Genomic DNA, 12,754 nt, shown 5'->3' with positions numbered 1-12,754 from the left:
CTTCCTCAACTTTAGATGAAAAACTCTATTGTCACATCATATATGATTCTATTTCATCCGTTTCTTTCATAATATTCTTTGTTAAATTAATGTTTCCTTCTTTTGTTATTAAAATATTATCTTCAATGCGGATTCCAATTCCCTCTTTTTGTAAATAAAGTCCCGGTTCAACGGTAATGACATTACCTGCTTTGAGAGGTTTATCTTTATCGAATGGATCATGACAGTTAAGTCCTACAAAATGGGAAACGAAGTGATAATAATAATTATTTACTTCTTCTCTTTCTTCTATCAAACCTATTTTTTTAAGTTCCTCTTCATAAATATCAATTACAATATCATTAAGTTCTTTTAAGGTTACACCTTCTTTTGCATTTTCAATAACGGTTTTGTTCGCCTTTAAAACGATATTGTATATAACCTTTTGGAAATCAGTAAATTTCCCGTTTACTGGATAAGTTCTGCTTACGTCTGCACTGTATTTATTTACCGCACTTCCGCAGTCAAGAAGAACAAGATCTCCGTCTTTTACTTTATCCTTTCCTTTGATGTAATGAAGAGTAGTAGCATTTTTACCGCTTGCAACAATTGTTGGGAAAGGAAGTGTATCGCCGTTTTTCCTTGTGATATAATCAATTGTAGCAGCAATTTCAGCTTCTTTCACACCGGGTTTGGTAATTTTCATTGCCATATTTATGGCATTTTTTAAATTCTTTGCCCCTTTATGAATGCAATCTACCTCGTATTCACTTTTCACTTCTCTAAGTTCATTAAGGCATCTTTTGATATTATAAAATTCCAAGTTATCAAATACTTTATACATTTGTTTAAACATTCTAAGGTTTAAGTTATAATTCTCGCTGGTATTTGTATCATCCAAAGCAAAATAAATCTTCTCTAAAGTTTCATCATTGCCAAGTTCGTTTATATACTTTTCAAATTCGTCAAGATAAAAAATATCTTCCATGTCACTAAGTGCCATAACTTCAGGAATAGATAATTTTATTCCCGTCCATTTTGAAGAATACTCGTTGTTTTCAGGAATAAATAATTGTTCTTTTATTTTCTTATCATTCTTTGTTAAAATAAGCACACAGTCTTCTTCGTCAATGTTTGTAAGGTAATAAAAATCTCTGTTTACTTCAAATTCATAATCATTTCCGTTTTCACTTCTTACAAGTTCTCCGGAAAAGAAAACCGCAGCCGAATTATCGTCCATGTATTCAAGTACTTTTTCTCTTCGTTTTTTTAAATTTAGATTATTCATAACCTGCCTCATTTACCTTTATAATAACTAATTTATTTTACCATAGTAAAAAAATTTTATCAATATTTTAAACTTCTACATTTGCCCTTTTACTAATATTTTTCTATGTTTAAATAAGATTTTAATATAATAATTACTTAAAAATATCAAACATACAAAAAATTACTAAATATTATTTTAAATTATAATTATTTCTTTATAAAATATTTTATTTAATTTATCAAAAAAATATATACAGCTACAAATTTGAAAAAATTTCCAATATATATATTTGTTTTTTGGGAAAAATTAATATAGAAAAAACAAAGGAGAAATAAAATGGCTAAGAAAAAAGAAAACAAAAACAATAAACAAAACATGAATAAAAACGAACAATCATGTAACAACAAAAATGAACAAAAACAACAAAATAAAAACGATAAAAATTGTAAATAACTAAAAAAAGGCTTTTATAAAGCCTTTTTTCTTTTCTTTTTATCAATATAAATATAAATTATGCATCCTATAGCTGTAACAAAGGAAATCAATGCTCCTGCTTTAAGTCCCGGAGTACAATATTTAAACACTACTTCATTTTCTCCTTTTTGAAGTTCAACACCCATAGAATCAATGTTAGCTTGCTGAACTTCTACTTCTTTACCATTTACATACGCTTTCCAGCCCTTTGAATAAGGAATTGATAGAACCCCTATTTTATTCTCTTTAGTGTTTACATTTAAGCTTACTGTATTTCCTTTTATAGTAAAGTTTTCTACCTTGTCTTCTTTTAACTCATTTACATATTTATCATAATCATCCATAGGCTGACATACAACTTTCATGTCACTAAGATAATAATCACCCTTTTCCGATAATGATATTTCTACACTATGACTTCCATCTTTGTAATATCCAAGATTAAACACATAATTATTTTTACCTATATAATATGGGCTATTATTTGCCTGTAATATATATATTGAATAATCTTTAGATTCATCCATAACAAACTTAATAGAAGAATCTGTACTCTCAGAAGATAAAGCATATTTTAGTTTCTGTCTTAAATTTTTCCCTTTATTTTCCTTTTTTTGCAAATCTATATCAAAGCCATTAATTATAAAATAACATTCACTGTTTTTAATTTCACCTAAATTTAATTTTATCGTCGCTTTTTTTTTCTTTACAACAATTTTGTCATTCTTAATTTCAATATCATCTTTATCATACTTAGCATTTTTTAATATATCTTCAACATTCAATATTGTTTTTGAATTCATATTTACATTATCAGGTTTAATAAAATCATTATTACTTAAGTAAACACTTTGTAGCATTGCATATTCCTTATTATATGCACTTAATGAATTAAATGTATTTTCATCAATAACAGAGTCATAAGTATAAAACAAATCTAAAGCATTTACATTTTCATAAGTAGTTAAATCATCATACTTATTTATTTCTTTATAATCTTTATACACATCTACGTTATATGTATTTTTATTTATTTGATATTTAACACCCTTTAATGTATTTGATATTATATGATTATCATATCCTACATAACTTGAATAAGTAACATCCCCTAAAATTCCAATATTAAATATATAATCAATAACACTTTTATTTTGAATGCTGTAGAACGAGGAAAGCCCATTTACATTATTACTTTGTCCATAATTATACTGTATTTTATTTTTTGCAATTCTGTATATATTATCATTATCCAATTTAGTAATATCATTGATTTCTTTTGAATTTATTTCTCTATTTAATGCACTGTATTTTTCAAATTCTGAGATATAATCAGACATTGAACTGTTATATTTCATAAAGCCACTTAAAGGAATTTGTATAATAAATATTAATACAAGAGCATACAAAACAGCTTTTTCTTTTACTATTCTTCTATTTGCAAATAAAACAAATAAAAATCCCATTAATATAAATATATAGTTAAATATAAACACTTTATTGCTCTTATCTAATTTAATATATAATTGTTCTAACAAAACATTTACAATCAACAAAAATAATAAGCAACCATATGTATATATTTTATGTTTATTAATTCTTAATTTAATATCATTAAAAATATAACAAGAAATAAAACAAACTAAAAATGCAAAAATATAACACCACCTGTTAGATACATAACTAAATCCATTCATTATATATCCTATAACAGGGAACAATAAGCAGATTATTCCTAAAATTAAAATATTTCTTAAATATTTACCCTGTTTACTTTTATCAATAAAAATAAACAATAAACAAAGAACAATTATTATATTAAACCCTAAGCTAAGCCATTTTCCAATAGGGTTTGCATTATATAGGTTTCTAAATATATTGACATAATATGATAAATTATACAATAAATCCACACTAGCAGTCTGACCGCTTGCTCTTGCACTACTTATAAATGCAATAAAAATAGGAAGAAAGAACACTGCTGTTAAAAGTATTGCAATAATATAATAAATAATAAATTTTACAACATAATATAAAAGTTTCTTTAAGAATACTCCTTTATCTTTATATAAATAAAGAACTCTTACAAAAGCATATACAACAGCTGCCAAAGTATTCATATATAAGAAATAAAAATTACTTATTAAACTTACAGCTACTATGAAAATAAATAAATAAGGTTTCCTACCTCTTAATACATTTTCAATCCCAATTAATATAATAGGTAAATATATCATTGGGTTTATAAAAAATGGATGTCTTATTGAAGCATATAAAGCATACCCACAAAAAGCATATCCTAAAGCACCAAGTATTGCAGGCATCTTCTTTTGATTAAATTTAAAACAAAATAAAATAAAAAATAATCCCGATAAATAAAGTCTAAAAATAACAAGGAAAGAATACATATATCCTGTATATTTTTCAGGTGTAAATATATAAAACAAACTAAGAGGATCACCAAATGCATAATAATTTAACGTAGTGAAAACATCAAGTCCATTTCCTACAGTTAAGTCCCACATTGGAATAACAAGTTCATGAGTATTAAAGAAATTTATTATAATATCTCTAAAATAGTTGCCAAAATAAACATCACTTGAAAAATGCTGGTAAATACCATCTTCCATTCCTCCAAACCAAACTAAACTTTTACCCTCTAATATAAATTCATAAAATAAAAATAAAGAAATAACAAAAAATAGTCCGGTATAAATCACATACCATTTTTTATACCAAACTTCGTTATTTCCTAAACCTTTAGTTTCCTCTTTTTTTACATTAGTATTTTTCTCAATGTTTTTTTTTTCGTCCTTATTTTTAAATACAAATTTAGTAAAAAAGTAATTTAATATTACTACTATTACTGCTACCGCTACTTTAACAATTCCATCATTTAACTTAATCAATTCTACTCCAAGGAATAAAAGGAAGGTCTCCACCAAAAAAGAAAACCCCCTTGATAAAGTAAACATCACAAATTCTTTTATATAGTTAAAAAGTTCTGTATTATTTGCATTAAATACATATTTCTTATTTGTAAAGAACGCAAAAATAACAGCACCTATCCATGCTATTAAATTGCTTACAAGATAATTTATAGATAATACATTCGTAAATAGAAAATATATTACAAAATTTACAAGGGTTGTAAACCCTCCAAAAATGATATATAAAATTATTTCTTTATATTTATCATATAAACTTTTACTTTTTTCAAACATTTGCATCTCCTATTTTTCTTCTTCTTTTGCAGTTCTTGATACTATATATCTTGGTCTTCCTTTTACTTCTTCATATATCTTTGCTATATAATACCCTATTATTCCTAGAGATAACATAACTATAGCCCCTAATATCAATATTAGAAGTATCACTGTTGTGAATCCTCCAAGAGCTATTCCTACAAAATATTGATATACTGCTCTTATTGCAATTACTATTGCCAAAATACAAAATACTATTCCTGCAAAAGAAACTATCTGCATAGGTGCTGTCGAAAATGTCGTTATATTTCTAACTGCATATTTTACCAAAGAAGAAAATGACCATTTAGATTCTCCTCCGGCTCTTTCTTGTACTTCAAACTCTACATATGTAGTCTTGTATCCTACCCATGATGATAATGCTCTAAAAAATAAATGTCTTTCAGGTAAACTTATTATTGAATCAACAACTTTTCTATCCATCAATTTAAAATCAGATGATGTTGACATATCTATCCCTGTTGCATTTGATATTATTTTATAAAAACTCTTTGCTCCAAATTTATAAATTATTCCTTCTTTTCCTCTTGATGCTTTTATTCCTTCTATTACTTCATATCCTTCAAGCCATTTTTGATACATCTCAATAAGTGTTTTAGGTGGATGCTGTAAATCTGCATCCATTACAGCAACACAATCCCCCTTTGCATATTGAAGTCCTGCAAAAATAGCTGCTTCTTTACCAAAGTTTCTTGAAAAGCATACTCCGTCTATACAATCATACTCCTTTGATAATTTTTTTATCTTTTCCCATGTATCATCTTTTGAACCATCATTTACAAATATAATTTTAAATGGAATCTCTGCTTTTTTTAATATATTTACAACAACTTTCGCTGTATTTTCTAATATTTCAGATTCGTTATACGCAGGTATAACCAATGACATAATACCCTTATCCATATTTTCCTCTTTTTCTATAATTTAAAATTTACAAAATATATCATTTATTCTATACAATTATGAAAATTTTGTCAAACTTTATAAAATAAACATTATCCGATAAAAATTTATTTAAACATTTCTTTTCTTTTTAATTAACATATATATTATGCAACAAAAAGCTGTTGTAAAACTAATAATAGCCCCCTCTTTTAAGCCCGGAGTACAGTACTTAAACACAACCTCATTTTCCCCTTTGTTTAGTTCAATTCCCATAGAGTCAATGTTAGCCTGTAGAACTTCTACCTCTTTACCATTTACATAAGCTTTCCAGCCTTTTGAATATGGAATTGATAGAACCCCTATTTTATCTTCTTTTGTGTTTACTTTTAAACTTACTGTATTTCCTTTTATGGTAAAGTTTTCTACCTTGTCTTTCTTTAACTCATTTACGTATTTATTATAGTTATCCATAGGCTGAGATACTATTTTCATATCAGAGAAATTATAATTTCCATTTTTTGAAAAAGTTATCGTAACATCACAATCTTCTACATGATCAAAATATCCTAAATTAAATACATAATTAAATTTGCCAATATAATATTTTCCGTTTGATGAAATTACTATACAATTATTAGAAAAATCTCTATCACTTGAAGAAAATTTTATATAAGTAAATGTATAATCATTTTTCATTTTATGATTTATTTTCTCTTTTAAAGATGCATCTTTTTTTATTTTACTAGTTAAATCTATATTAAAATCATCAATAACTAAATAACACTCATTATTATATAAACTACCTAAGTTTAATGTTATTGATGCCTCTTCTTCCTTTACTATAAGTTTATCTCCATATATTTCAATTTTATCCTTATCATACTTTCCATTTTTTATTATATCTTCAAATGTCATTATAGTTTTTGATGAACTTGATATACTATTTGGCTTAATAAAATTACTATCACTTAAATATACACTTTGAAGCATTGCAAATTCTCTGTCATTTTCATCTAAAGCATTAAACTCTTTATCACTTATAACCGAATCATAGGTATAAAATAATCCTAAAGAATTCTTATTCTCATAAACAAAATTCTTCTTATCTTCTTTTATAGGTTTAAAGTTATCCATTAATTTAAAGTCTTTATCGGCAATAAAATATTTAACACCTTTTAATGTATTACTTACAATATGATGATCATAACCATGATTACCTGAATATGTAACATTTTGTAATATACCAGTTTTTAGAATATAATCCATATTAGTATTATTTTTTATACTAAAAAATGAAGATAGCCCATTTACATCATATAAAAAACCATAATTCATTCTATTTTTTGTTTGATCAATTCTATAATAATTCGATGCATCATATTCTTTTATAAAATTAACATTACTTATATTAGTCTCTTTTTTTACTTTACTATATGTTTTCAGCTGTGAAATAAAATTGCCATATTTATCTGAATTTTTTAAATACCCAGATAAAGATATCTGAACTACGAATAAAACTATCATTGAAAAATATATAACTTTGATACTTGACTTTTTATTTTGAACAATAAAAGTAAATAATACCCCTGTTAAAATAAAAAAGTAATTATAATGTATATAGATGTTATTTTTATCTAAAAAAACAAAAAATCTATCAATAACAACATTTATAACAAACAATAATAATAAACACGTATAAACATATTTTATATTTTTATTAAACACAAATTTTATATCTTTAATAATATACGCATTTATAAAACATACGAGAAATGCAAAAATAAAGCACCATCTACTTGTTACATAACTAAAACCATTCATCACATAAGAAAATACAGGTAGCATTGAACAAATAAAAAGAATAGATAGAATATATTTAAGATATTTACCAGCTTTACTCTTATCTTTAAAAATTAATAAAGATGATATAACAATTATTATATTAAAACCTAAAAACATCCAATCACCAAATCCATTCGAATTAAATAAATTGGATATATATGATATATAATAATTTAAATTATAAAATAAACTTAAATTACTAACTTGCCCACTTGCTCTGGAACTATTTATAAAAGCCAAAATAACAGGAAGCATGATAACCATACTTAAAAGTATTCCTATAATATAGTAAATAACAAATTTAATGAAATAATGCCAGAATTGTTTTAAAAACATTCCTTTATCATTATATAAATAAAGAACTCTAACAAATGCGTACATAACTACAGCAATGGTTAGCATATAAAAAAAGTAAAAATTACTTATTGCACTTACAAAAACCATTATTATAAATAAATAAGGTTTTTGGCCTCTAAATATTTTTTCAGCCCCTAAAAGAAATAAAGGCAGATATATCATTGGATTAACAAAAAAAGGATGCTTTAAAGGTGCATATAATGCATAACCACAAAAAGCATAACCAATGGCAGTGATAATAACAGGAAATTTCTTTTTATTAAATTGAAAACAAAATAAAGAAAAGAATATTCCTGATAAATAAAGTCTTAATACAACTAATAATGAAAACATATAAGGATAATACTTTTCAGGTGTAAATATATAAAAAATATTTAAAGGATCCCCGAACGAATAATAATTAAGAGTTGTAAGAATATCATATCCGGTTCCAATTTTTAAATCCCACATTGGAATTATAAGTTCATGAGTATTAATAAATGTATAGAATATATTTTTTATGTATCTTGCAAAATATACTACAGAAGCATAATGCTGAGTAAATCCATCTCCCCCATTTTGTTCATATGTATCCCATATAAAACTAATTCTATTATCTATGAATGGAATTGCAAGAAAGACTGAAATAACTAAAAATATTAAAGTATAACTTAAAAACCATTTTTTTTGTTTAAAAATATTAATTCGTGAAAAAACATTCATACCATATTCCCTTTTAAAAATAATACTATTTATAATTTTTCAAACTTAATATAACAATTATAAAATTAATAACAAAATTGCCAATATGAATATACAATATTTATATTCATATTGGACAAATTTAATATAATTATAGTTATCTTATATATTCCCTTAATTATTTATTATTATATTTTATACATTTTTTTTTGTCAAATTTTTTAATTTTTTAAGAAGCTCTCTTTCGTTTCTTTTTATCAATAAAACAGAAACAACACACCCCAATACAGTAACAAGCGAAACAACAGCACCTTCCTTAAGCCCCGGAGTACAATATTTAAACACAACCTCATTTTCCCCTTTGTTTAACTCTACCCCCATGGAGTCAATGTTTGCCTGTAACACTTCAACTTCCCTACCGTTCACATAAGCCTTCCAACCTTTTGAATAAGGTATGGATAAAACCCCGATTTTATCTTCTTTTGTGTTTACATTTAAGCTTACTGTATTTCCTTTTATGGTAAAATTTTCTACCTTATCTTCTTTTAACTCATTTACATATTTATCGTAATTATCCATAGGCTGACATACTACTTTCAAATCAGAAAAGTTATACTCTACTTTTTCATCAAAGTTAATCTTTATGTTGTGCAACCCATTTTTATAATACCCAAGATTCAATACATAATCTTCTATACCAAAGTAATAAGTATTATCTGATGTTTTTATGGAATATCTAAAAGAACTTTCTTCACTTCCGTCAATTTTTATATTCATGTAAGAATATTTTGCAGGAGTAGAAAGCATATTTTTTATCTTTTTCTTTAAGGAAGCATCTTTACTAATTTCACTGTCTAAATTTAGGTTAAAATCATCTATTACAAGGTAACATTCGCTGTTATTTACGTTTATATTAAAACTAAGGTCACTGTCATCTTCCTTCACTATTATTTTATCCTTTTTAATTTCTATTTTGTCTTTGTTATACTGTGCATTTTCCATTAGATCTTCTAAATCTAATAAAGTCTTTGAAGAAGAATTAACATGATCATTTGAAACTATACTGTCTTTATCTAGATAAACACTTTGAAGCATTGCCATTTCTCTGTCATATTCATTTAAAGAATTAAAGGTGTTTTCATCCATGGCGCTGTCATAGGTATAAAAAAGCCCAAGAGCATTTTCGTTTTTATATACCTTGCTGTCTTCATATTCCTTTATAATCTTGTAATCTTTATACAAATCGGCATTATAATTTTTACTTACAAAACACTTAACTCCTTTAAGTTCATTGCTTATAAGGTGGCTGTCATAACCGTGATTACCCGATAATGTAGCCTGTCCAACCTGACCGGTTAAAAAGAAATAGTTTACGCTGTTATTATTTTGAACGCTGAAATAAGAAGAAAGACCGTTTATATCATTTATAAGTCCATAATTCAACCTGTTGTTATTTATATCAACTCTGTATAATTCTTCTTCATCAATGCTTTTTATATAATTAAATTACTTTTGGTTTATGACACTGCTTAGCTTATCATAAGACTTAAACTCTTTAGGATAATTTAATGTAAAAGGCGAATATTTTATATAAGCAGAGAATGGAATTTGTATAAGAACAATAATAAGTAAAACCATATATATTCTTTTTATACCGTACTTTCTGTTTTTAATCAAAAACAAGAAAACAAATCCCATAAATATAAAAATATAGTTAAATAAAAAATATTTTATGTCTTTACCTAAGTATATATATAAAGCTGTCAAAGAAATATTCAAAAACAAAATCACACCAAGAAATACATTCATAAACTTAATGTTATTTTTAAAATTCTTCAATTCTCCCATTACATAAACACTTATAAATGATATGACAAATGAAAAAACAAAGGTCCATCTGTTTGACACAAAACTAAATCCATTCATTATATATCCAAAAACGGGAACTAAAAGTGAGATAATACATAGGCTTAATATACCTTGTAAATATTTTCCCTTTTTGCTTTTGTCTTTATATATAATCCCACCGCAAATAATACTTATAATATTAAATCCAAGGAATGCCCAAAGCCCTATATCATTAGCAGAAAACATATTTTTTATAACGTTAATATAATAGCTTAAATTATAAAATAGTGTCAGATTGTTAGCTTGACCACTCTGCCTTGAGCTGTTAAAAAAGGATATTATAACTGGAAGGGAAACAACCGCCGAAAGCAGAATGCCAATAATATAATAAAAAAGAAATTTAAAGAAATAATATACAAGCTTTCTTAAAAATACCCCTTTTCCTTTGTAAATATACATTACCCTTATAAAAGCGGAAATCATAGCGGAAATGGTTAACATATATAAAAAGTAAAAATTACTTACTGCACTTATGGTAACCATTATTATAAATAAATAAGGCTTATCTCCTTTAAATACTTTTTCAATGCCTAAAAGAAGTAAAGGAAGGTATATCATAGGATTTATAAAAAATGGATGACGAATAGAGCAATATAAACTAAACCCGCAAAATTCATAGCATAATGCACCAATAATTACAGGCGTTTTCTTCATTTTAAAGTTAAAACAGAAAAATGAAAAAAAATAATCCCGATAAATAAAGTCTTAAAAATATAACAAAAGAATACATATATCCCGTAAATTTTTCCGGTGTAAATATGTAGAACATACTAAGCGGGTCTCCAAAAGCATAATAATTAAGAGATGTTAAAACATCATACCCTGTTCCGATACGTAAATCCCACATTGGAATAACGAGTTCGTGGTTATTTAATAAATTAAGAATTATATCCCTAAAGTAATTCCCAAAGTATACTGCAGATGTAAAGTGTTGAACAAATCCGTCTCCTGTATTTAGTCCACCTGTATCCCATACAAAACTTTTACCACTTATAAAAAATGGTAAAAAAATAACAAAGCACAAAGCTAAAAAATTAAAAGTATACATTACATGCCATCTTTTATACCATATTTCTTTATTTTTTAATTCTTTTCTATTGTTATTTTCCATACTTTTCTCTTTTATTTATAAAATTAATTTTGTTCAAAACTTATTATCTAAATTTCTCATTAAAACTATATATTTAACAAATCAAATAATATTTAAATATTATTTGATTTAAAATAACATATGGATTATAACAAAAAAATAAACGTATTTTCCTTTATTTCAAAGGATTTACCTTGCTTTTACAAATAATATACATAAAGAAATTAAATAAAAAAGACTCAAAAGAGTCTTTTAATCATCCCACCATCCATCTCCATCATAATCAAAATGAACGGTTCCATCACTTTCTACATCATACATATGTTCTCCTTTATCCATTCGACCATTACCATTTGAATCATAATAATAAGATTCTGTCTTACCGCCACATTGACTTAAGATTACCATCATTATAATAAAAATAAATATTACAGTGCCACATCCTATATTATTTTTATTATTTTCCATATTTTCCCCTTTCTAAATATAAAATAATTGTTATTTAACTATATTATATTAATTAAAGGATATTTTGTCAATTTATTTTTATCATTAATGATACTTAAATATCATTAATGATAATGATTTTAATAAAGAAAGAATATATATTTTATATTGAGGTATAAATATGATAGGTGAAAGAATAAAAGAATTACGAGAAAAAAACAACATGACACAAACAATACTTGCAAAAGAGCTTGGACTTTCCAGATCTGCTATAAATGCTTGGGAGATGTGTATAAGCATACCTTCAACACAATATATAATAGAACTATCTAAACTATTTAATATATCATCTGATTATATTCTTGATCTTAATGATAATAAAGAAGAAATTGATATAAGTTTTTTAAACAGTGAAGAAAAAGAGCTTGTATACTCTTTATTAAACACTTTAAAGAAATATCATAATAAATAATAAAAAAGACTCCCTCAAGTCTTTTTTATTATATTAATTAAATTTAACTCTAAAATATAATCACAATAGTAAATATATAATAT

At 25.2% G+C, this 12,754-nt stretch carries 7 protein-coding genes and 1 pseudogene; 1 reads left to right on the top strand and 7 read right to left on the bottom strand.

From position 1 onward, the window contains the following. Positions 1-31 precede the first annotated feature (31 nt). The 7 genes and pseudogenes from ACTQYZ_RS09170 to ACTQYZ_RS09140 form a co-directional block, all read right to left on the bottom strand. Entirely contained in the window at positions 32-1,267 is a 1,236-nt protein-coding gene (locus tag ACTQYZ_RS09170; protein ID WP_441416463.1) for an aminopeptidase P family protein, read from the bottom strand. Between the two features lie 449 nt (positions 1,268-1,716). After that, the gene (locus ACTQYZ_RS09165) at positions 1,717-4,947 is read right to left on the bottom strand and encodes a YfhO family protein (RefSeq protein ID WP_441416462.1); all 3,231 of its coding nucleotides are present in this window, start codon (positions 4,945-4,947) and stop codon (positions 1,717-1,719) included. 9 nt (positions 4,948-4,956) lie between these two features. Then, positions 4,957-5,892 carry a glycosyltransferase family 2 protein gene (locus ACTQYZ_RS09160; RefSeq protein ID WP_441416461.1) on the bottom strand — a complete coding sequence of 312 codons (936 nt, stop codon included), beginning with the start codon at positions 5,890-5,892 and terminating at the stop codon, positions 4,957-4,959. Positions 5,893-6,003: 111 nt separating this feature from the next. Further along, a complete protein-coding gene (locus tag ACTQYZ_RS09155; protein WP_441416460.1) occupies positions 6,004-8,775 on the bottom strand; it encodes a YfhO family protein in 2,772 nt (923 codons plus the stop codon). A gap of 174 nt (positions 8,776-8,949) precedes the next feature. Beyond that, a pseudogene (locus ACTQYZ_RS09150) lies at positions 8,950-11,316 on the bottom strand (YfhO family protein). Positions 11,317-11,323: 7 nt separating this feature from the next. Beyond that, complete coding sequence (locus tag ACTQYZ_RS09145; protein ID WP_441416459.1) at positions 11,324-11,773, bottom strand: YfhO family protein; 450 nt, start codon at positions 11,771-11,773, stop codon at positions 11,324-11,326. 231 nt (positions 11,774-12,004) lie between these two features. Beyond that, entirely contained in the window at positions 12,005-12,220 is a 216-nt protein-coding gene (locus ACTQYZ_RS09140; protein ID WP_441416458.1) for a hypothetical protein, read from the bottom strand. A gap of 160 nt (positions 12,221-12,380) precedes the next feature. Between ACTQYZ_RS09140 and ACTQYZ_RS09135 the strand changes: the two genes are divergently transcribed. Next, positions 12,381-12,671 carry a helix-turn-helix transcriptional regulator gene (locus tag ACTQYZ_RS09135; RefSeq protein WP_441416457.1) on the top strand — a complete coding sequence of 97 codons (291 nt, stop codon included), beginning with the start codon at positions 12,381-12,383 and terminating at the stop codon, positions 12,669-12,671. Positions 12,672-12,754 lie beyond the last annotated feature (83 nt).

The organism is Anaerofustis sp. LCP19S3_F7, from assembly GCF_052119445.1.
Lineage (GTDB): Bacteria > Bacillota > Clostridia > Eubacteriales > Anaerofustaceae > Anaerofustis > Anaerofustis butyriciformans.
This window is presented reverse-complemented; position numbering and strand designations above follow the sequence as displayed.

Bases quoted from the DNA above. Each gene is read 5' to 3' on its own strand.
- ACTQYZ_RS09165 (WP_441416462.1), bottom strand. From the start codon at position 4,947: ATGTTTGAAAAAAGTAAAAGTTTATATGATAAATATAAAGAAATAATT.
- ACTQYZ_RS09135 (WP_441416457.1), top strand. From the start codon at position 12,381: ATGATAGGTGAAAGAATAAAAGAATTACGAGAAAAAAACAACATGACA.
- ACTQYZ_RS09155 (WP_441416460.1), bottom strand. From the start codon at position 8,775: ATGAATGTTTTTTCACGAATTAATATTTTTAAACAAAAAAAATGGTTT.
- ACTQYZ_RS09140 (WP_441416458.1), bottom strand. From the start codon at position 12,220: ATGGAAAATAATAAAAATAATATAGGATGTGGCACTGTAATATTTATT.
- ACTQYZ_RS09170 (WP_441416463.1), bottom strand. From the start codon at position 1,267: ATGAATAATCTAAATTTAAAAAAACGAAGAGAAAAAGTACTTGAATAC.
- ACTQYZ_RS09145 (WP_441416459.1), bottom strand. From the start codon at position 11,773: ATGGAAAATAACAATAGAAAAGAATTAAAAAATAAAGAAATATGGTAT.
- ACTQYZ_RS09160 (WP_441416461.1), bottom strand. From the start codon at position 5,892: ATGGATAAGGGTATTATGTCATTGGTTATACCTGCGTATAACGAATCT.